The sequence below is a fragment of the Mycobacterium sp. shizuoka-1 genome, assembly GCF_002723835.1.
Taxonomy (GTDB): Bacteria; Actinomycetota; Actinomycetes; order Mycobacteriales; family Mycobacteriaceae; genus Mycobacterium.
This window is the reverse complement of record NZ_BEWG01000115.1, coordinates 20,617-40,688: the sequence shown is the minus strand read 5'-3', so window position 1 is coordinate 40,688 and position 20,072 is coordinate 20,617. Positions and strand designations below refer to the sequence as shown.

The following is a 20,072-nucleotide window of genomic DNA, read 5'->3' as shown; positions in this document are numbered from 1 at the left end:
CGAAAATGATTACCGAACACCGCTACGACGTGGTCATCGTCGGCGCAGGCGGAGCCGGCATGCGCGCCGCCGTCGAGGCCGGCCCGCGGGTGCGCACCGCGGTGCTGACCAAGCTCTACCCGACCCGGTCGCACACCGGTGCCGCCCAGGGCGGGATGTGCGCCGCCCTGGCCAATGTCGAAGAGGACAACTGGGAGTGGCACACCTTCGACACCGTCAAGGGCGGCGACTATCTCGCCGACCAGGACGCGGTCGAGGTGATGTGCAAGGAAGCCATCGACGCGGTGCTCGACCTCGAGAAGATGGGGATGCCGTTCAACCGCACCCCCGAGGGCCGCATCGATCAGCGCCGATTCGGCGGGCACACCCGCGACCACGGCAAGGCCCCGGTGCGCCGGGCCTGTTATGCCGCCGACCGCACCGGGCACATGATCCTGCAGACGCTGTATCAGAACTGCGTCAAGCACGACGTCGAGTTCTTCAACGAGTTCTACGCCCTGGATCTGTGCCTGACACAGACCCCCAGCGGCCCGGTGGCCACCGGTGTGATCGCCTACGAGCTGGCGACCGGGGACATCCACATCTTCCACGCCAAGGCCGTGGTGTTCGCCACCGGCGGCTCGGGCCGGATGTACAAGACCACCTCCAACGCCCACACGCTGACCGGCGATGGTCTGGGCATCGTCTTCCGCAAGGGTCTTCCCCTGGAGGACATGGAGTTTCACCAGTTCCATCCGACCGGTCTGGCCGGGTTGGGCATTCTCATCTCGGAGGCCGTGCGCGGCGAGGGCGGTCGTCTGCTCAACGGCGAGGGCGAGCGATTCATGGAGCGCTACGCCCCGACCATCGTCGACCTCGCCCCCCGCGACATCGTCGCGCGCTCGATGGTGCTCGAGGTGCTCGAGGGCCGTGGTGCGGGCCCGCACAAGGACTACGTCTACATCGACGTGCGCCATCTCGGCGAGGACGTGCTCGAGGCGAAGCTGCCCGACATCACCGAGTTCGCCCGCACCTATCTGGGGGTGGACCCGGTCAAGGAGCTGGTGCCGGTCTACCCGACCTGCCACTACGTGATGGGCGGGATCCCGACCACGATCACCGGACAGGTGCTGCGCGACAACACCACCACGGTGCCGGGTCTGTACGCCGCCGGCGAATGCGCCTGCGTGTCGGTGCACGGGGCCAACCGGCTGGGTACCAACTCGCTGCTGGACATCAACGTGTTCGGCCGGCGCGCCGGCATCTCCGCCGCGAATTACGCGCTGGGCCACGATTTCGTCGACCTGCCCGACGAGCCGGCCGCCATGGTGGTGAACTGGGTTGGCGACATCTTGAGCGAGCACGGCAACGAACGGGTCGCCGACATTCGCAGCGCGTTGCAGCAGTCGATGGACAACAACGCCGCGGTGTTCCGCACCGAGGAGACGCTCAAGCAGGCACTCACCGACATCCACGCTCTCAAGGAGCGCTACGCCCGGATCTCGGTGCACGACAAGGGCAAGCGTTACAACAGCGACCTGCTGGAGGCTATCGAGCTGGGCTTCCTGCTGGAGCTCGCCGAGGTGACGGTGGTCGGCGCGTTGAACCGCAAGGAGTCCCGCGGCGGCCATGCCCGCGAGGACTACCCCAACCGCGACGACACCAACTACATGCGCCACACGATGGCCTACAAGGAAGGTTCCGACCTTCTCAGCGACATCCGGCTGGACTACAAGCCGGTGGTGCAGACCCGCTACGAGCCGATGGAGCGGAAGTACTGAGATGACGATTGCGCCCGAGGTCGACACCCGCGAACCCGAGCTGCCGCCGATCCCGGACGGGGCGGTGATGGTGACGCTCAAGATCGCCCGGTTCAACCCCGAAGATCCCGACAGCGCCGGCTACCAGAGCTTCCGGGTGCCCTGCCTGCCCAGCGACCGGCTGCTGAACCTGCTCATCTACGTCAAGAGCTACCTGGACGGCACGCTGACCTTCCGCCGCTCCTGTGCGCACGGGGTGTGCGGGTCGGACGCGATGCGGATCAACGGCGTCAACCGGCTGGCGTGCAAGGTGCTGATGCGCGACCTGCTGCCCGCTCCGGCCCGTGGTCGCTCCGCAGGCTCCGCTCCTAAAGACAAGCCCCTGACCATCACCATCGAGCCGATCAAGGGTCTGGCCGTGGAGAAGGATCTGGTGGTCAACATGGAGCCGTTCTTCGACGCCTACCGCGCGGTCAAGCCGTACCTGATCACCTCGGGCAATGCGCCCACCCGGGAACGTATCCAGAGCCCGACCGACCGGGCCCGCTACGACGACACCACCAAGTGCATCCTGTGCGCCTGCTGCACCACCAGCTGCCCGGTGTACTGGAGCGAGGGTTCGTACTTCGGGCCGGCCGCGATCGTCAACGCCCACCGGTTCATCTTCGACAGCCGCGACGAAGGTGCTGCCGAGCGCCTGGACATCCTCAACGACGTCGACGGGGTGTGGCGCTGCCGCACCACGTTCAACTGCACCGACGCCTGCCCGCGCGGCATCGAGGTCACCAAGGCCATCCAGGAGGTCAAGCGCGCGTTGATGTTCGCGCGCTGACCCGGCGGCCCGCTTGGGGTGCCGAGAGTGTGGGTTCTCGTCGCCCGAGGGTCGATTCGTCGACGACAACCCCCACGGTCGGTGGACCGTGGCCGCGTCGTACGGCCTATCCGATCACGTCGTAGCGAGTCATACGCGGCTCGCGCTCCCAGAGCACGCCGTCTCCGGCGCTCACCCCGGCCGCGCTCAGTTCCCGCTTGAGGATCTTGTTGGTGGCGGTCTGCGGTAGGTCGTCGTTGATGCGGACATAGCGCGGCCAGGCCTTCGGCGACAGATCGGCCTGGGCGGCCAGGAACTCCTCGAACTGCTCACACGTCAGTGAATGACCTTGGCGCAGAACGACTGCCGCCATCACCTGATCACCCACCCGCTCGTCGGGCACCGCATAGACGGCCACCTGGTTGAGTTGCGGCAGTCGCTGCAGGATCCGCTCGATCGGGGCGGCCGCCATGTTCTCCCCGTCCACCCGCATCCAGTCCGAGGTCCGGCCGGCCAGATAGATCCAACCGTCGGCGTCGCGGTAAGCGAGGTCGCCGGTCCAGTACATGCCGTGGCGCAGTCGCTGCGCGGTGGCCGCGGGGTCGTTGTAGTAGCCACCGAACGGCCCGGAGCCGGTGGTGTTGACCAACTCCCCTACCGCCTCGTCGGCATTGAGCAGGGCGCCGTTGCCATCGAAAACCGCTGTGGCACATTCGGTGACGGTGTCGGGATCGTAGATCGCCACACCGCCCCAGCCCTTGCCAATCGATCCCGGCGGGGTGCCGTCCTCGCGGACCACGACGACGGCGAACTCGCTGGAGCCGAAGCCGTCGATGATCCGGCAGCCGAATCGCCGCGAGAATTCCGCGATGTCGCGCTCGGTGGCCTCGTTGCCGTACATCACCCGCAGCGGGTTGTCGGCGTCGTCGGGCTGTTCGGGGGTGGCCAGCACCAGCGCCAGCGGCTTGCCGACGTAGTTCATGAACGTGACGCCGTAGCGGCGGATGTCCGACAGCAGGCGCGACACCGAGAACTTCACCGGCACCATCGCCGCCCCCGCGGTCACCGCGACCGAAAAGCCCACGGCCACCCCGTTGGAGTGGAACAGCGGCATCGACAGGTAGCACACGTCGTCGGCGGTGATCTCCATCTGGGCGACCAGGCTCAGGCCGCACATCACGCTCATCGTGTGCACGAACGGCACGGCCTTGGGGGTGCCGCTGGTGCCGGAGGTGAAGATCATCATGAACGGGTCGGTGCCGTCGACCTCACGGGCCAGCAGCGGCCCGGCCTCGGCGACCGCGCGCGCATAGTCCGGTCCGGTCACCTCCAGCACGGTGATCCCGGACAAATCCAGCCCGTCGAGCAGCGCGGCGTGGTCGGGGTCGACGAGCAACAGCTGGCAGTCCGAGCGACGGATATCGGAAAGCAGCCCGTCGCCGCGCCGGGTGGTGTTGATCCCGCACAGCACATAGCCGCCGAGCGCGGCGGCGGCCATCGACCGCACGTAGGCCGGCGAATTGGTCAGCAGCGCACCGGCATGCAGCGGTCGGGCGGTGTCCATGACCGCCAACAGCGCGGCGGCTTCGGCGGCCGCCTCGCCCAGATACTCACGCCAGGTCCAGGTGCGCTCCGGCGAGATCACCGCGACGGTCTCGTCGGCCATCCGGGTACGCAGTAATTTCTGGACGGTGTCGATCATGCGTCGGCCGGACGGTAGCGCAGCAGCGTGATCCCGGTGCCGGGCAGATCACAGAACACCGGTGACACCCGCATCCCGATGCGGACGTCGGCCGGGTCGACGTCCACCAGCTCGGTGGAGAACCGGGGGCCGACATCCCACTGCACCACCGCGGGCAGCTGGGGCACCGCCTCGGCCCACGGCGGCCCGGTCGGTCGCCGCGCCACGGTATAGGTGTACAGCTTTGCGGCACCGTCGATTTCGCGCCACTCGAGGTCGTCGGCGAGAGTGCCTGGAGCCAGCGTGCGCGGATAGAACACGTAGCGACCGGCCGACGGGGAGTACTGCACCAGGATCCGGTGCTGGGCCAGCGCGTCCCAGAACGGCTGGGACACCGGCGTCGGTTCGGGTACCGGCATCGGCTCGGTCATCAGTCGCCTCCCAGCACCAGCGCGACCTGTTCGCTCATGATGCCCCCGGTGCCGGCCACGAATGCGGTGTCGGCGTCGCGGACCTGTGCGGCCGCCGCACGCCCCATCAGCTGGCGGGCGGCGTCGACCACATGGTGCATGCCGCCCGACATCCCGGCCTGGCCGTAGGACAACTGTCCGCCCGCGGTGTTGAGCGGGAAGTCGCCACGGAAGGTGAGGTCGCGGTCCCTGATCCACCCCATGCCCTGACCTTTCGGGCAGAAGCCGGCGTCTTCCAGGGTCATCAGCACGGTGATGGTGTAGCAGTCGTAGATCGAGGCGATGTCAACGTCGGCCGGGCCGCACCCCGCCATCGCAAATGCCCGCCGCGCCGCGCGGGCGATCGGGGTGACCATCGGGTCCTGCGCGTAGGTCACGGTCTTGAACGAGATGTGTTCCCCGAACCCCTTGATCCACACCGGCCGGTGGCGAGCCCGCCGCGCCACGTCGGCATTGGCGATCAGAACCCCGGTGCCGCCGTGAACGGGCATGACGGTTTCGAGCATGTGGATCGGGTCGGCGATCATCGGGCTGGCGAGCACGTCGGCCTCGGTCAGCGGGGTGCCGCCGAACACCGCGCCCGGGTGTGCGCAGGCATTGGTGCGCTGGTCCACCGCGATCTTGGCCAACGCCGACGGGTCATACCCGTACTGGGCGCCGTAGCGCTGGGCGATCTGGGCGAACGGAGCGTTCTGCCCGACGTTTCCGTACGGGATCTCGTACTCGGCCTGCGGTGAGCCGTAGTTGTTGCTCGATGCGCCATACCAGCTGGGGGTGGCCTGCGGCCGGCGCTGCGAGCGCGGCAGCGCGCGCGAGCCGGGCAGCACGGCCAGCACCGCGTCGCACAGCCCGAGCTCGACCGCGACCGCGGCCCGCCACACCATCGCCGCCGAGGTGGCCCCGCCCAGATCGACCCGCTCGCCGAAATCGATGGGCAGGCCCAGGTATTCACTCAAGGTGGCCGGCACGAACATGTCCGATTCGGCCAGCCCGTGCGAGATCAGCCCGTTGACCACTGCCGCATCCAGCCCGGCGTCATCGAGCACCAACTTGGCCAACGCGGCGTACTGGTCGAGGGTGAACAGCTCGGGGCGCAGCGGTTTTCGCTCGGCGGGCAGCTCGGCGATTCCGACGATCGCCGCCTCACCGGCCAGCCGCATCAGGAATTCCCCTGCCTGCGAGGCAGTTCGACGGTGGCGGTGCCGGGCATCAGAATGTCGTCACCGCGTCGGCCTGCGATGTCCAGGTCGACCAGACCCCGGCCGGCCTCCACGCGCGTGGCGGTGACGACGCCGCCGAACGTCAGCGGCTGGCCGGGAAACGCCGTCCCGCGGTTCTGCACCGAGTAGGTCACCAACCTGCCGCGTCCGCCGATCCAGTCGGTGACGGCCCGGGCCAGCAGCGCGGCCTGCAGCGGCCCCTGGACCAGGATGTCGTCGTAACCCTCCCGGTCGCGGGCCCAGTCCTTGTCGTAGTGGATCCGATGGCCGTTGTAGGTGGCCGCGCTGAAGAAGAACATCTGCGTCTCGTCCACCGTGACGGTCAGCTCGGGCAGCTCGTCGCCCAGGCTGACGTCGTCGTAGTGCAGCTGGGTCATGGCCGCGCGATCATCGAGGTGTCGGCTTCGGCCACCAGGTCGCCGTGCTGGTTGCGGTAGACGGTGTGCCAGGTGACCAGAACGAAGCGCCCTGAGCGGCCGTCCTTTTCGACGATCGATTCGATGGTCCGGGTCATCTCGATCTCGTCGCGATGGTAGGCGGGCAGGTGAAACGTGGTGCTCTCGCCGCCGGCCATTCGGCGGGGTGCCTTCGGAAAGGCCAGCCCACCCGAGACGGCACCCGACGAGCCGTCGGGGCGCAGCTCGCTTCGCGGGGTGACCCCGAGGATGGCGTACTGCAGGTAAAGCGGCGGGCAGATGACATCGCGGTACCCGTTGGCGCGGGCGTGGTCGGGGTCGAACCACAGCGGGTTGTCGTCACCGACGGCCGCCGCCCAGCGTTGCCAGTCCCGGCGGATCACCTCGCCGGTGGCGGTGGCGGCGACGGTGCCCACCCGGGCCGCCGTGTGCGCGTCGATCAGGCCAGAGGTCATTGGCCGTCCTTGCGCCGCAACCGATCGGCGACCGCCGCGCGACTGACGTCGTCGTCGTCCAGCCACCCGGCGGCGATGTCGGCGCCACCGCCGAGCGTGGAGAGCACCCTGGCGCGTTCCGACCACAGGTAGAGGTCGGTCTCCATCACGTAGCCCATTCCGCCGTGCAGCTGGTGGGCGTCCAGCGTGGCCCATTTGGCCGCGGTGGCGGATTGAATTCTGGCGATCGCGGTTTCGCGGACCGCGGCGCGGCCCTGGCCGAGCGCGTGCACCGCGGATTGGGCGGCCAGCCGGGCCGCCGACACCGCGATGTGCATGTCGGCCACCACGTGCTGGGCGGCTTGGAACGAGGCGATCGGACGGCCGAACTGGTGGCGCAGGGTGGTGTAGCGCACGGTTCGTTCGAGCACCGCCTCGCCGACGCCGACCAGGTCGAGCGATGCCAGTGCCACCGCGGCGTTGGCCACCCGCCGGAGCTCGTCGCGGCCCGGCGAGTCCCCGCCGGCGAGCACCTCGTCGACCGGCACGTCGTCGAAGCGCACCACGGCGGCGTGGTGGCCACCCATCAGGGCCAGCGGCCGCAGCGTCACTCCGGGGTTGCTCAGCCGGACCACGAAGCCCACGGTCTTGCCGGTCTTGTCGAATCCGGTGACGACGATCAGGTCGGCGGTGTCGGCGTCGGTGACGAAATCGGCGGTGCCGGTGAGCCGCCAGCTGCCGTCCTTGGCTTGGTCGGCCCGCATGGTCGCGGTGACGTCGGAGGCGTCGTTGGGATTCCACAGCGCCGTGGTTGCGGCGATCCGGCCCGCGGTGAGGTCGGGCAGCCAGCGGCTGTGCGTGGTCTCGTCACCGAGCAGGAAAAGCGCGTGCGCCGCGATCGCGGTGCTGTGCACCCGCGGCGGGCACAGCGCGCGGCCGGCTTCGCGGGCGAAGATACCGAGGTCGCTCAATGTCCCGCCCGACCCGCCGACACTCTCGGGCAGGCCCAGCCCCATCACCCCGGCGGCGGCGAGTTCGCGCCACAGGTCGGGACGGCCGGCCGCCAGCAGCCCGCGCAGGCTGGCCGCCAGATCGCGTTCATCTTGTCCGACAACGAGTTTCATCTCACCGCCCGTACGACGGCATGCCGTTGCCCCGCTGGGCGATGACGTCTCGGAGAACTTCGTTGGTGCCGCCGCCGAAGCGCATCAGCGGGGCGAAGCGATAGAGCTTCTCGAAGCGGCCGCCGGCCGGCGCTTCCGGGTTGCGATGCACCAGCAGACCTTCGGCCCCCAGCAGATCGATACCCAGATCGGCGATGCGCTGCCGCAATTCGCTGCTGAACACCTTCTCGATGCTCACCTCCACGGTCGGGATCACCCCGTCGGACAGCATCGAGGATGCCTCGTAACCCATCAGGCCGGCCACCTCGACGTCGGCCTCGGCCTGGGCCAGCCGGCGGCGGAAGCCGGCATTGTCGATCGGGACGGTGCCGTCGCGACGCGGCATCCGCGCCAGCACCTGCAGCTCGTCGAGCGCGCGGCGCAGGTCCCCGGCATTGGTCAGCGCACCCCGTTCCAGGTCGAGGGCGCCGGTGATATATGACCAGCCTCGGTTCTCCTCGCCGATCAGGTTGGTCACCGGCACCCGGACATCGTCGAAGAAGACCTCGTTGGTGCGATAGCCGGACCAGGCGATCAGCGGGCGGATCCGCACCCCGGGACTGTCGACCGGGACGACGATCACCGAGATGCCGCGGTGGCGCTGGGCCTGCGGGTCGGTCCGGACGCAGAGCCATTCGTGCGTCGAGCGCTGGGCGCCGCTGTTCCAGATCTTGGACCCGTTGATCACCCACTCGTCCCCGTCGCGTACCGCCTTGGTTCGCAGCGAGGCCAGATCGGTTCCCGCGTCGGGCTCGGAATAGCCCAGCGCACAGGTCATCTCGCCACGGGCGATGAGGGGAAGGAACTCGCGCTTGTTCTGCTCGGTGCCGTGCCGCATGATCATCGGCGCGATCGAGGTGACGGTCAGATCGGGCCCGGGCGCACCCCAGTACTCGAACTCGGTCATCAGCAGATGCAGGTGCACGGGCCCCAGCCCCAGGCCGCCGTACTCGGCGGGCCAATTCAGCCCGAACCAGCCCTTGGCGCCGAGCTTGGCGCGGAACGCCGCCACCTCGCCACCGGGGTGCTCCAGGTTGTGTTCGGCGATCTCGGCGCGCAGGGCGTCAGTAACGTTCTGCCGCAGGAATTCCCGCACCTCGGCCAGCCAGGCCCGCTGATCGGCGTCGAGGTCGAAATCCACAAGTCAGCACCCTAGCCGAGTAGTTAGTCCGTCAACCCAATATTGATGCCCTTCGGGGTGTCACATTTGCCACCCCGCGCGCATCTTGAGTACATGACCACAACAACACGCCTGGAAGCGCTCACCCCGGACAAGGCCTCACGGCTGACCCGGCTGATGTACCGGTGGGCCAAGCGACGCTTCGGTGAGGTGCCCGAACCGTTCGCCGTCTACGCTCATCACACCCGTCTGCTGGTGGCCAACGCCGTCCACGAGGGCCTGCTGCAGAAGGCCTCTACGACACTGCCGGCCAGTGTCCGCGAACTGGCGGTGTTCTGGACCGCTCGCACCGTCGGCTGTTCCTGGTGCGTCGACTTCGGGGAGATGCTGATGCGACTGGAGGGCCTCGACCTCGACCGGCTCGCGCACATCGACGACTACGCGACCTCGCCGCTCTACAGCGACGACGAGCGGGCCGCGATCGCCTACGCCGATGCGATGACGACCGACCCGCACACGGTGACGGCCGAACAGATCACCGACCTGAGGCGCCGGTTCGGTGCCGCCGGCGTGGTCGAGTTGACCTATCAGATCGGTGTGGAAAACATGCGGGCCCGGATGAACGCCGCGCTGGGCATCACCGAGCAGGGTTTCGGTTCCGGGGACACCTGCCGGGTGCCCTGGGCCGGGGAGGGCCGTGGCTCAGGTTAGCCAATCCTACTGATTTCGTCCGTTTGTAACCGCACAGAAAACAAATCCGTCGAAGTTGCGCGTATTCACCACTGAAACCGTAATCTCAGCTCGTTCAAATTCAGGCGTTTAAGCAGGAGATGCCATGAGTAAAGGCGAGCTCACGTTGGAGCCCGGCGGCGCCGGCCCGTCCGCGACGGTCGAGAGTAAAGGACTCAAGGGCGGTGCGCTCGGGCTGCTGTCGAGTGTCGTCGTCGGGATGGCCTCGACCGCGCCGGCCTACTCGCTGGCGGCCAGCCTGGGCCTGATCGTCGCCAGCGGCGGTGCACTGCTGGCCGGGGTCAAGGCACCGGCCATCGTGCTGCTGGCCTTCATCCCGATGTGGATGATCGCGGTCGCCTACCAGGAGCTGAACAAGGCCGAGCCGGACTGCGGGACCACCTTCACCTGGGCCTCGCGGGCATTCGGCCCCCTGGTCGGCTGGATGGGCGGCTGGGGCATCATCGCCGCCGACGTCATCGTGATGGCCAATCTCGCCCAGGTTGCCGGCTCCTACTCGTTCACCTTCGTCGGCGGCCTGGGCTGGACGTCGGTCGCCGACCTGGCCAGCAGCACACTCTGGTCGACGGTCGCCGGCGTCATCTGGATCATCGTGATGACCTACATCTGCTATCGCGGCATCGAGGTCTCGGCACGCATCCAGTACGGACTGCTGGGCATCGAACTCGTCGTGCTGGTGGCATTCTCAGTGGTCGCGCTGTTCAAGGTCTACACCCACCAGGCCGAGAGCTACTCGCTGATGCCGTCCATCTCGTGGTTCTGGCCGGCCGGGCTGGACTTCGGCACCGTGATCGCACCAGCGCTGCTCACCGCGCTCTTCATCTACTGGGGCTGGGACACCGCGGTGGCCTGCAACGAGGAATCCGACGACCCGGGTACCACCCCGGGCCGCGCAGCGGTCATCTCCACGTTCCTGTTGCTGGCCACGTACGCACTGGTCTCGGTGTCGGCCATCGCGTTCGCCGGTACCGGCACCGAGGGGATCGGGCTGGGCAACGACGAGAACTCCGCCGACGTGTTCGCCGCGATCGGCCCGGACCTGTTCGGGGACAGCTTCATCGGCAAGGTCGGCCTGTTGCTGCTCGCCGCCTCGATTCTGACCTCGGCGTCGGCGTCGACGCAGACCACCGTGCTGCCCACGGCCCGCACGACGCTGTCGATGGGTGTCTACAAGGCGCTTCCCGCCTCGTTCGCCAAGATCCACCGGACCTACCTGACCCCGTCGGTGTCGACCCTCATGATGGGCGCGGTGTCCATCCTGTTCTACGTGCTGTTCACCTTGGTGAGCAGCAACCTGCTGACCGCGTTGATCGGTTCAGTGGGCCTGATGATCGCGTTCTATTACGGCCTGACCGGCTTCGCGTGCGTGTGGTTCTACCGCAAGGACCTCACCAAGAGTGCGCGCGATTTCATGATGCGCGGCGTGGTGCCTCTGCTGGGCGGGCTGGCCCTGCTGGTGGTGTTCGCCTACGGCCTGGTGCAGTACGCGAAGCCGGACTGGCTCACCGACGACGACGGCAACAACGTCACGATCTTCGGCTACGGCGCGGTGGCAGTGGTCGGTGTCGGCGCCCTGGTTCTCGGCGTGGTCGTGATGATCGTCTGGTGGCTGGCCTCGCCGGACTTCTTCCAGGGCCGGACCCTGTCCCGCCGGTCCAGTGCGGACCTGGTTCTGACGCCGGCGACCGCGGTCGAGCCGACGTTCGGGCTGCCCGATTCCGGCGACATGCCGACGGTGATCGCCCCCGACCTGTCGAACCTGCCCCCGGGTGAGACCGCACTCAACCCCGAGACGGGTGAGGAGTTCACCAAGGGCCCGCAGAGCTGATCAGCCCACCGGGCGCGGGTAGTGCGCCACCACCGCGGCGCCGTCCGCGCGGGGGTCCGACGCCGCGGTCATCACCCCGCCGGGGTCGACGAACACCACGTTGGCCTGCCCAAGCGCCTCGGTGTGCGGCGGCACCTCGACCGGGCTGAAACCGGCGCGCCGGATCGAGGCGCGGGCGGCCTCCGGCAGGTCGGCCTCGACGGTGACGGCGTCGGCGCCGCCACCGATCTGGTTGCCGACGATCGCGCGCGGCCCGGCGACCGCGTCGATCGCCCCCGCACCCTCGAGCGCCCGCAGCAGGATCTGGGCCAGGATCTGCGGCTGACCCTGCCCGCCCATCGTGGACAGCACATGGCGAACCCGGCCGTCGCGCACCGTCATTGCCGGCATCAGGGTGTGCGCCGGCCGCTTGCGCGGCGCGATCACGTTCGGCGAGTGCGCATTCAACGAGAAACCGCACCCGCGGTTCTGGAAGAGCACGCCGGTGGACGGGTCGATCAACCCGGAGCCGAAGGCGTAGTAGACGCTCTGGATCAGCGACACCGCGTAGCCCTCGCCGTCGGCGGCCGAGATACCCACCGTGTCGCCGCGCGGCGGGCGCTGCGGCGGGGGTCCGGGCACTGGCGTGTCGGTCACCATGGCCGCGACGTCCACGGTGGCCGCGCGCGGGTCGGCGAGCCGGGCGTCGCGAATCGCGTTACCGCGGTGGAAGATCTCCATCAACTGACCCAAGCCGGTGCCGGTCGGGTCACCGATCGCCCGCTCCCGCAGCGCGCCGAGCGCGTAGGCCAGCACGAAGCCCTGGCTGTTGGGCGGGCTGGTCAGCAACCTGAGGTCACCGAAGTCGGCGCGCAGCGGTTCGCAGACCTCGGGGTGGAACTCGGCGAAATCGTCGGCGTGCAACGGTGAACCGTGCGAACGCAGGTGAGCCAGCATCCGCTCGGCCGGCTCGCCCTCGTAGAACGCGTCGGGGCCGTCGGCCCGCAGCGTCGCGAATGTGTCGGCCAGGGCCGGCTGGCGCAGCGTCTGGCCGACGGCCAAGGGCAGCGAGCGCGGCCGGAACACCCGGTCAAAATCGGCGCCGCCGATCAGATCGTCGTTCTCCGGATCGGTGAGGTGGTGCGCCAGCGATGGCGCCACCGCGACGCCGTCGCGGGCGAGCGCTTCGGCGTCCTGCAGCGTCGCATGCCACGAGATCCGGGAACCGAAGCCGCGCATCACTTCCCATCCCCTGACTCCGCCGGGGACGGTGACCGGTGCCGCGCCGCGCGCCGGCAGCTGGTCGCCGTAACGGGCACGCAGATCGTCGGCGTCCACGGCGGCGCCGGCCCAGCCGGAGGCGTTGACACAACGCACGGCGTGGTCCGGGGTGCGGATCAACGCGAAGAGATCGCCGCCGAGGGCGACATTGTGCGGATAGACGACGGTGAGCACCGCGGCCGCGGCGATCGCGGCGTCGATGGCGGTCCCGCCGTCGCGCAGCACGCGGGTGCCGGCTTCGGTCGCCAGCACATGCGGGGTGGCCAGCGCCGCGACCGTTGCGGGGCGGCCCACTACCGCAGCTTGAAAATCGTGCGGTGCCATTCCTTTTCGGCGACGCCTGTGATGTCGCTCATCACGTGTTTGATGGTGAGGTACTCCTCGAAGGAGTAATCGCTCATGTCCTTGCCGAACCCCGACGCGCCGACGCCGCCATGCGGCATCTCCGAGATGATCGGGATGTGGTCGTTGATCCACACGCAGCCGGCGTCGATCTCCCGGGAGGCCCGCTGGGCACGGTAGACGTCGCGGGTCCACGCCGAGGCGGCCAGCCCGTAGTCGGTGTCGTTGGCCTGACGCAGTGCGTCGTCGTCGCCGTCGTGGGTGCGCACGGTCAGCACCGGCCCGAAGATCTCGTCGCGGTACACCTCGCTGTTCTCGGTGACGTCGGCGATCAGCGTGGGCAGATAGAACGAGCCCGGCCGGTCCGGGATCGCACCGCCGGTGACGACCCGCCCGCCCTCGCCGGGAGCGCGGGACACCATCGCGGCGACCTTGTCCCGGTGCACGGCCGAGATCAGCGGCCCCAGGTCGGTGTCGGGGTCCTGCGGATCGCCGACGACCAGCTTGCCCATCAACTCCGCCACTCCGGCGACGAAGTCGTCGTAGAGATCGCGGGCGACGATCGCGCGGGTCGCGGCGGTGCAGTCCTGCCCGGAGTTGATCAGCGACCCGGCCACCGCCCCGTGGATCGCGGCGTCCAGGTCGGCGTCGTCGAACACCACGAAGGGGGCCTTACCACCCAGCTCCAGCTGGGTGCGATGGCCGTGCACCGCGGCGGCGGCCATCACCCGCCGGCCCACCGCGGTGGACCCGGTGAATGTCACCACGTCGACATCACGATGGCCGGCCAGCGCCGTACCGACATCGGCACCGGCGCCGGTGACGACGTTGAGCACGCCGTCGGGCAGACCCGCCTCGGTGGCCAGCCGGGCCAGGGTCAACGTGGTCAGCGGGGTGAGCTCGGCCGGCTTGATCACCACCGAACAGCCCGCGGCCAACGCGGGCAGCACCTTCCACACCGCCATCTGCAGCGGGTAGTTCCACGGCGTGATCGTCGCGACCACACCGACCGCCTCGCGCCGGATCGACGACGTGTGATCACCGCTGTACTCCCCGGAGGCCTTGCCTTCCAGGTGGCGAGCCGCGCCGGCGAAGAACGCGATGTTGTCGATGCTGCCCGGCACGTCGAACTCTTCGGCCAGCCGCACCGGCTTACCCGTCTGGGACACCTCTTCGGCCACGATCTCGGCCGCGTGCGCCTCGACCAACTCCGCCAACCTGGCCAGGACCGAGGACCGCTCGGCGGGGGTGGCCCGCGACCACCCGCGCAATGCGGCGCGCGCCGAGGCGACGGCCACGTCGACGTCGGCAGGTGTGGCCAGCGCGAGCTCGGCCACGGCGCTGCCGTCGGCCGGGTTGACCACCTGGTGCAGGGTTCCACCGGTCACCACCGGGGCACCATCGATCCAGCTACTAGGCACAGTTCGAGTCTTGTCAGAGGCGAGTGCGGTCACCACCTCACGGTAACCGACCGGCCCGGTCGCTGCTACGCATTACCGCAGTATGGCTAGGTAAAGACGACCAATTTCATCGATCTTGTTGCCTAAAACAACTGATTCCGTGCACAATCATGGGCATGCGTGACTCGGGTGTGCCGGCCACTCGGTTTCCCGTCCGCGCCGTTGCGGCGGGTGGAAACGGACCCGTGCAACTGGACGAAATGTCCAAAGCCATTATCGAGAAACTGCAGCAAGACGGTAGGCGGTCGTATGCCGCGATCGGCAAATCCGTCGGGCTGTCGGAGGCGGCGGTACGCCAGCGAGTACAGCGACTCGTCGACTCCGGGGTCATGCAGATCGTCGCGGTGACCGACCCTCTCCAGCTGGGTTTCACCCGTCAGGCGATGATCGGCATCCGCTGCACTGGCGACACCACCAAGGTCGCCGAGAAGCTGGCGCAGATCGAAGCGGTGGACTACGTGGTGCTCACCGCGGGCACCTTCGACGCCATCGCCGAAGTCGTCTGCGCCGACGACGCCGAGCTGCTGGAGCTGCTCAACACCGAGATCCGCGCCGTACCCGGAGTCACCTCCACCGAGACGCTGGTCTATCTGAAACTAGTTAAGCAACAATACAATTGGGGTACCCGATGACAACCACCGCCAGCCAGAACCTGACCGCCGATCTCGGCGCCAAGGCAGACCGGCACCTGTGGGGCCACTTCGCCCGCCACGGCGCCGGCATCACCCCGCCGATCATCACCCGCGGCGACGGCGTCCACATCTGGGACAGCAACGGCAAGCGCTACATCGACGGCCTGTCGGGCTTGTTCGTGGTGCAGGTCGGCCACGGCCGCGAGGAGATCGCCGAAGCCGCCAAGAAACAGGCCGAGACCCTCGGCTTCTTCCCGCTGTGGTCGTACGCCACCCCGCCTGCCATCGAGTTGGCCGAGCGGCTGGCGGGTTACGCGCCCGGTGATCTGAACCGGGTGTTCTTCACCACCGGCGGCGGCGACGCCGTCGAGTCGGCGTGGAAGCTGGCCAAGCAGTACTTCAAGCTGACCGGTAAACCCGGCAAGTACAAGGCGATCTCGCGCAGCATCGCCTACCACGGGACCCCGCACGGCGCGCTGGCCATCACCGGCCTGCCGACGTTCAAGGCGCCGTTCGAGCCGATCACCCCCGGCGGCTTCCGGGTGCCGAACACGAACTTCTACCGTGCACCCGAGGGCCACGACACCGACATCAAGGAGTTCGGACAGTGGGCGGCCAACCGGATCGCCGAGGCCATCGAGATGGAAGGCCCCGACTCGGTCGCGGCCGTCTTCCTCGAGCCCGTGCAGAACGCCGGTGGTTGCTTCCCGCCGCCGCCCGGGTACTTCGAGCGGGTCCGGGAGATCTGCGACGAATACGACGTGCTGCTGGTCTCCGACGAGACGATCTGCGCGTTCGGCCGCATCGGTTCGATGTTCGCCTGCAACGACTTCAACTACGTTCCCGACATCATCACCTGCGCCAAGGGACTGACCTCCGGGTACGCCCCGCTGGGCGCGATGATCGCCTCCGACAAGCTGTTCGAGCCGTTTGACGACGGCACGACGACGTTCGCGCACGGCTACACCTGGGGTGGGCATCCCGTCGCGGCGGCGGTCGCGATGGCCAACCTCGACGTGTTCGAGCGGGAGGGCCTCAACGATCACGTCCACAACACCGCCCCGGCGTTCCGGGCCACCCTGGAGAAGCTGCTCGACCTGCCGATCGTCGGCGACGTCCGCGGCGAGGGGTTCTTCTACGGCATCGAACTGGTCAAGGACAAGGCCACCAAGGCCGTGCTCGACGACGAGCTGTCCGAATGGCTGCTGCGTAGCTTCCTGTCCGTCGAGCTGTTCGAGAACGGGCTGTACTGCCGCGCCGACGACCGCGGTGACTCCGTGGTGCAGCTCGCTCCGCCGCTGATCAGCGACCAGGCCGTCTTCGACGAGATCGAGCAGATCCTGCGCCGGGTGTTCACCCAGGCCTGGGATCACCTGCAGACTCGTGGCGACGCCTGGCACTAAGCCTCCGGTCGATCCCGTCCGGTGGCAGCCGCCACCGCGACGGGATCTGCCACCGGCCGACATCGACGCCTCGCTGCGGGTCATCCCGGTTCCCGGCCACGCGCCCGAGGACGTCGTCATCGATGCCGACGGCGCGATCTGGACGGGCACCGACAACGGCGCGATCGTGCGGATCCGGCCCGGCTCGGCGCCCGAGGTGGTGGCCGATACCGGCGGCAGGCCACTGGGGTTGGCGGTCAGCCGGGACGGTCGGCTGCTGATCTGCGACAGCCACCGCGGACTGCTGCGGCTGGATCCGGGTAGCGGTTCAATCGAGACGCTGGTCAGCCAGGTCGCCGGCCGGCCGTTGACGTTCTGCAGCAATGTCGTCGAATCATCGGACGGCACAATCTATTTCACCGAGTCGACGGCACGCTTCCATTACGAGTACTACAAGGGTTCGGTCCTGGAGGCCCGGGCCAGCGGCGCGCTGTTCCGTCGCGACGTCGACGGCACGGTGACCACGCTGGCCGACGGTCTGCGGTTCGCCAACGGGGTGACGTTGACCGCCGACGAGTCGGCACTGATGGTCGCCGAGACCACCGCATGCCGGGTGTCCCGCTATCCGCTGACCCCCTCCGGGGTGGGCGAACCAGTGCCGCTGATCGAGCATCTACCCGGCTATCCGGACAACATCTCCACCGCGCCCGACGGCCGGATCTGGGTGGCGTTGGTCAGCGAGCGCAACGCCATCGGCGAGTGGCTGGCCCCGCGGGCGCCCGTGCTGCGCAGGCTGCTGTGGCGGCTGCCGTACCGCTGGATGCCCGACCCCAAGCCGCTGGTGTGGGCGATCGCGATTGACCTCGACGGCCGGCTGCAGGCCCAGGTGCGCACGACCGATCCCCGGTTTGCGCTGGCTACCGGCCTGGTCGAACACGACGGCGCGCTGTGGCTGGGCTGCATCGGATCGTCGGCCATCGCATGTCTCGATTTGTAACAACTACAACTCCAGTCACAGCGCGGCTCCCCGGTTTCGGGTCCCGGATCCCCTACTCTGCGAGTCGATGGCGAGGCAGAGAACTCTCACGCGGTGTGCTGCCGCAGTGGCCGCGGCGCTGTGCGTCGTCGGCACGCCGGCGATCGCGTGGGCCGACCCGGCCGACCCGAACACGTGCCCCTACCGGGTGACCACCCCACCGGCCGTCGACTCCTCGGAGGTCCCCCAGGCCGGCGATCCGCCGCAGCCCCTGCCCGTTCCGGCCAAACCGGTCGGCGGTGACGCGCTGTCGGGGTGCGGGGTGATCGTCGCGGCGGGCACGCCGCCGGTTCCCGACGACATCTCGGCGGAGTCGTGGCTGGTCGCCGACCTCGACACCGGTGACATCATCGCCGCCCGCGATCCGCACGCCCGGCACCGGCCGGCCAGCATCATCAAGGTCCTGATCGCGATGCAGGCCATGAACGAGCTGCCGCTGAACAAGATCGTCAACGGCACCCAGGACGACGCCAACGCCGAGGGCACCCGGGTCGGCGTGGACGAGGGCGGCCGCTACACCGTCAACGATCTGTTGCACGGCCTGCTCATGCACTCCGGCAACGACGCCGCGCACGCGCTGGCCATGCAGGTCGGCGGCTGGGACACCGCGCTGCAGAAGATCAACGGGCTGGCCCGCAAGCTCGGCGGCCAGGACACCCGGGCCGCCACACCGTCCGGGCTGGACGGGCCGGGCATGAGCACGTCGGCCTACGACATCGGGCTGTTCTACCGGTACGCCTGGGAGAACCCGACGTTCGCCGGCATCGTGGCCACCCAGAAGTACGACTTCCCCGGCCATCCGGCCAAGCCTGGCGAGGACGGCGACCACCCCGGTTACGAGCTGGAGAACGACAACCAGCTGCTCTACAACTATCCGGGCGCCCTGGGCGGCAAGACCGGCTACACCGACGACGCGGGGCAGACCTTCGTCGGCGCGGCCAACCGTGACGGCCGCCGGTTGGTGGCGGTGCTGCTGCGCGGCACCCGCCAGCCGATCCCGCCGTGGCAGCAGGCCGCGCACCTGCTCGACTACGGCTTCTCGACGCCGCCGGGAACCAAGGTCGGCACCCTGATCGACCCCGACCCGTCACTCAAGCCGCCCAAGCCGGATCCGGCCAGCGCGGTCAGCGCCAAGGCGTCAGGGGTGCTGCCCGAGGCCGACGCGGTGCCGGTGCGGGTCGGCGTGGCGGTGATCGGGACGCTGATCGTGTTCGGGCTGATCCTGGGCGCGCGGTCGATCAACCGGCGGCCGGTCCGCGGCCGCTAGGGCGCGCGGCTAGTCACGACCTGCGCGCCACAGCCGCGAAAGGCCCAGCGCACCAACAGCGCCCACCGCCACCGCGGCCAGCGCCTGGCGTCCGCTCAGGCCTTCGTCCGGGCCGACCCGGGGCGTGATCACCGCCGGGCCGGGCGCCGCGACCGGCTCGGGGCGCAGGTTGTCCTGCGAGGTCGCGGCCCACGAGGTGGCGAACAACACCAGCCGAGCGGTGATGTAGGCGAACACCATCAAACCCAGCACCGGGCCGAACGTCGCGCCCGCCGGTCCGTGCACCACCGACCGCAGATAGATCGAGCCGACCAGCTTGAAGAGTTCAAAGGCCGCCGCCGCCATCAGGCCGGCCCGCACGCTGCTGCGGAAGCTGACCGATTCGCGGGGTAACCGCGCGATCATCCAGCTGAACAACAACCAGGACACCACGAACGACATCACCATCGACACGATCCGCAGCCCCACGTTCAGACCCGGAATATCGTGCACCCCAAACCATTCCAGGACCCGCGACATCAGGGCCGGATCACCCAGCGCCGTCAGGGCCACGGTGATGGTGATCGCCACGAAGACCGAAACCAGCGCCAGCAGATCCGACAACTTGGTGCGGACGAAGGTCAGCTGTTCGCCGCGCTGCTCACCCCACATCTGGGTGAGCGCCTCGCGCAGATTCGAGATCCAGCCCAGCCCGGCCCAAGCCGCGGTGGCCAGACCGATCACCCCGACCGACGTTCGCGACTCGATTGCCGAGTCCATCAGGTTCACCAGCTGGGTGCCGAAGTCACCGGAAACCGTTGCCCTGATCCGCCCCTCGATCTCGGCCATCAGGTCCGGCTGGCTGGCCAGGATGAAACCGCCCGCCGCGAACCCGACCATCAGCAACGGGAACAGCGCGAAGATCGTGAAGTAGGTGATGCCCGCGGCGTAGAAGTCGCCCTTGGCATTCTGGTAGCGCTCCTGGGCGCGCATCGCATGATCGAACCAGTGATAGCGGGCCCGAAGTCGGTCCAGGCGGCTCGGTTCGGCCGGTTGTGACATTGCCCAGCCTCCCGCAGCGT

At 68.7% G+C, this 20,072-nt stretch carries 18 protein-coding genes; 8 read left to right on the top strand and 10 right to left on the bottom strand.

Translation table 11 applies throughout. From position 1 onward, the window contains the following. The first annotated feature begins 5 nt into the window (after positions 1–5). The gene (gene sdhA, locus MSZK_RS28775; protein WP_099251936.1) at positions 6–1,760 is read left to right on the top strand and encodes a succinate dehydrogenase flavoprotein subunit; all 1,755 of its coding nucleotides are present in this window, start codon (positions 6–8) and stop codon (positions 1,758–1,760) included. A 1-nt stretch (position 1,761) separates the two neighbouring features. After that, positions 1,762–2,571: a succinate dehydrogenase iron-sulfur subunit gene (locus MSZK_RS28770; RefSeq protein WP_099251935.1), complete on the top strand. Its 810-nt coding sequence runs from the start codon at positions 1,762–1,764 to the stop codon at positions 2,569–2,571. Positions 2,572–2,677: 106 nt separating this feature from the next. On the opposite strand, the gene fadD1 is transcribed toward MSZK_RS28770, so the two are convergent. The 7 genes from fadD1 to MSZK_RS28735 are packed head-to-tail and all read right to left on the bottom strand — an operon-like array spanning position 2,678 to position 9,075. Further along, entirely contained in the window at positions 2,678–4,252 is a 1,575-nt protein-coding gene (gene fadD1 / locus MSZK_RS28765; RefSeq protein WP_099251934.1) for a fatty-acid--CoA ligase FadD1, read from the bottom strand. Then, positions 4,249–4,662: a Zn-ribbon domain-containing OB-fold protein gene (locus MSZK_RS28760; RefSeq protein WP_099251933.1), complete on the bottom strand. Its 414-nt coding sequence runs from the start codon at positions 4,660–4,662 to the stop codon at positions 4,249–4,251. The genes fadD1 and MSZK_RS28760 overlap by 4 nt, the downstream gene beginning before the upstream one ends. Then, positions 4,662–5,861 (bottom strand): thiolase family protein, encoded by a 1,200-nt coding sequence (locus tag MSZK_RS28755; protein WP_099251932.1) that lies wholly within the window; start codon positions 5,859–5,861, stop codon positions 4,662–4,664. Before MSZK_RS28755 ends, MSZK_RS28760 begins: the two co-directional genes overlap by 1 nt. Next, the gene (locus tag MSZK_RS28750; RefSeq protein WP_099251931.1) at positions 5,861–6,298 is read right to left on the bottom strand and encodes a MaoC family dehydratase; all 438 of its coding nucleotides are present in this window, start codon (positions 6,296–6,298) and stop codon (positions 5,861–5,863) included. Before MSZK_RS28750 ends, MSZK_RS28755 begins: the two co-directional genes overlap by 1 nt. Further along, complete coding sequence (locus MSZK_RS28745; RefSeq protein WP_099251930.1) at positions 6,295–6,792, bottom strand: MaoC family dehydratase N-terminal domain-containing protein; 498 nt, start codon at positions 6,790–6,792, stop codon at positions 6,295–6,297. The genes MSZK_RS28750 and MSZK_RS28745 overlap by 4 nt, the downstream gene beginning before the upstream one ends. After that, positions 6,789–7,895 carry an acyl-CoA dehydrogenase family protein gene (locus MSZK_RS28740; RefSeq protein ID WP_099251929.1) on the bottom strand — a complete coding sequence of 369 codons (1,107 nt, stop codon included), beginning with the start codon at positions 7,893–7,895 and terminating at the stop codon, positions 6,789–6,791. Before MSZK_RS28740 ends, MSZK_RS28745 begins: the two co-directional genes overlap by 4 nt. 1 nt (position 7,896) lies before the next feature. Further along, a complete protein-coding gene (locus MSZK_RS28735) occupies positions 7,897–9,075 on the bottom strand; it encodes an acyl-CoA dehydrogenase family protein (RefSeq protein ID WP_099251928.1) in 1,179 nt (392 codons plus the stop codon). A 93-nt stretch (positions 9,076–9,168) separates the two neighbouring features. On the opposite strand from MSZK_RS28735, the gene MSZK_RS28730 reads away from it, so the two are divergent. Further along, a complete protein-coding gene (locus MSZK_RS28730) occupies positions 9,169–9,765 on the top strand; it encodes a carboxymuconolactone decarboxylase family protein (protein ID WP_099251927.1) in 597 nt (198 codons plus the stop codon). A gap of 124 nt (positions 9,766–9,889) precedes the next feature. Further along, positions 9,890–11,632, top strand: coding sequence for an APC family permease (locus MSZK_RS28725; protein WP_099251926.1), 1,743 nt, complete (start codon positions 9,890–9,892; stop codon positions 11,630–11,632). Here the strand turns inward: MSZK_RS28725 and MSZK_RS28720 are convergent, their stop codons facing one another. Further along, positions 11,633–13,186 carry a gamma-glutamyltransferase family protein gene (locus MSZK_RS28720; RefSeq protein WP_233211571.1) on the bottom strand — a complete coding sequence of 518 codons (1,554 nt, stop codon included), beginning with the start codon at positions 13,184–13,186 and terminating at the stop codon, positions 11,633–11,635. Then, a complete protein-coding gene (locus MSZK_RS28715) occupies positions 13,186–14,688 on the bottom strand; it encodes a gamma-aminobutyraldehyde dehydrogenase (RefSeq protein ID WP_099252057.1) in 1,503 nt (500 codons plus the stop codon). Before MSZK_RS28715 ends, MSZK_RS28720 begins: the two co-directional genes overlap by 1 nt. Positions 14,689–14,894: 206 nt before the next feature. Between MSZK_RS28715 and MSZK_RS28710 the strand changes: the two genes are divergently transcribed. From MSZK_RS28710 to MSZK_RS28695, 4 genes are all read left to right on the top strand, one after another. Then, positions 14,895–15,326: an Lrp/AsnC family transcriptional regulator gene (locus MSZK_RS28710; RefSeq protein WP_099252056.1), complete on the top strand. Its 432-nt coding sequence runs from the start codon at positions 14,895–14,897 to the stop codon at positions 15,324–15,326. Further along, on the top strand, positions 15,323–16,729 hold the full coding sequence (locus tag MSZK_RS28705; protein ID WP_099251924.1) for an aspartate aminotransferase family protein: 1,407 nt from the start codon (positions 15,323–15,325) through the stop codon (positions 16,727–16,729). The genes MSZK_RS28710 and MSZK_RS28705 overlap by 4 nt, the downstream gene beginning before the upstream one ends. Continuing rightward, positions 16,710–17,705, top strand: a complete 996-nt coding sequence (locus tag MSZK_RS28700) for an SMP-30/gluconolactonase/LRE family protein (protein WP_099251923.1) — start codon at positions 16,710–16,712, stop codon at positions 17,703–17,705. Before MSZK_RS28705 ends, MSZK_RS28700 begins: the two co-directional genes overlap by 20 nt. 67 nt (positions 17,706–17,772) lie before the next feature. Further along, the gene (locus tag MSZK_RS28695; RefSeq protein ID WP_099251922.1) at positions 17,773–19,011 is read left to right on the top strand and encodes a D-alanyl-D-alanine carboxypeptidase family protein; all 1,239 of its coding nucleotides are present in this window, start codon (positions 17,773–17,775) and stop codon (positions 19,009–19,011) included. Positions 19,012–19,020: 9 nt separating this feature from the next. On the opposite strand, the gene yhjD is transcribed toward MSZK_RS28695, so the two are convergent. Beyond that, a complete protein-coding gene (gene yhjD, locus MSZK_RS28690; protein ID WP_099251921.1) occupies positions 19,021–20,052 on the bottom strand; it encodes an inner membrane protein YhjD in 1,032 nt (343 codons plus the stop codon). Positions 20,053–20,072: the final 20 nt, after the last annotated feature.

Bases quoted from the DNA above. Each gene is read 5' to 3' on its own strand.
- MSZK_RS28725 (WP_099251926.1), top strand. From the start codon at position 9,890: ATGAGTAAAGGCGAGCTCACGTTGGAGCCCGGCGGCGCCGGCCCGTCC.
- MSZK_RS28760 (WP_099251933.1), bottom strand. From the start codon at position 4,662: ATGACCGAGCCGATGCCGGTACCCGAACCGACGCCGGTGTCCCAGCCG.
- MSZK_RS28745 (WP_099251930.1), bottom strand. From the start codon at position 6,792: ATGACCTCTGGCCTGATCGACGCGCACACGGCGGCCCGGGTGGGCACC.
- MSZK_RS28730 (WP_099251927.1), top strand. From the start codon at position 9,169: ATGACCACAACAACACGCCTGGAAGCGCTCACCCCGGACAAGGCCTCA.
- MSZK_RS28710 (WP_099252056.1), top strand. From the start codon at position 14,895: ATGTCCAAAGCCATTATCGAGAAACTGCAGCAAGACGGTAGGCGGTCG.
- MSZK_RS28695 (WP_099251922.1), top strand. From the start codon at position 17,773: ATGGCGAGGCAGAGAACTCTCACGCGGTGTGCTGCCGCAGTGGCCGCG.
- MSZK_RS28750 (WP_099251931.1), bottom strand. From the start codon at position 6,298: ATGACCCAGCTGCACTACGACGACGTCAGCCTGGGCGACGAGCTGCCC.
- MSZK_RS28740 (WP_099251929.1), bottom strand. From the start codon at position 7,895: ATGAAACTCGTTGTCGGACAAGATGAACGCGATCTGGCGGCCAGCCTG.
- fadD1 (WP_099251934.1), bottom strand. From the start codon at position 4,252: ATGATCGACACCGTCCAGAAATTACTGCGTACCCGGATGGCCGACGAG.
- sdhA (WP_099251936.1), top strand. From the start codon at position 6: ATGATTACCGAACACCGCTACGACGTGGTCATCGTCGGCGCAGGCGGA.
- MSZK_RS28705 (WP_099251924.1), top strand. From the start codon at position 15,323: ATGACAACCACCGCCAGCCAGAACCTGACCGCCGATCTCGGCGCCAAG.
- MSZK_RS28755 (WP_099251932.1), bottom strand. From the start codon at position 5,861: ATGCGGCTGGCCGGTGAGGCGGCGATCGTCGGAATCGCCGAGCTGCCC.
- yhjD (WP_099251921.1), bottom strand. From the start codon at position 20,052: ATGTCACAACCGGCCGAACCGAGCCGCCTGGACCGACTTCGGGCCCGC.
- MSZK_RS28770 (WP_099251935.1), top strand. From the start codon at position 1,762: ATGACGATTGCGCCCGAGGTCGACACCCGCGAACCCGAGCTGCCGCCG.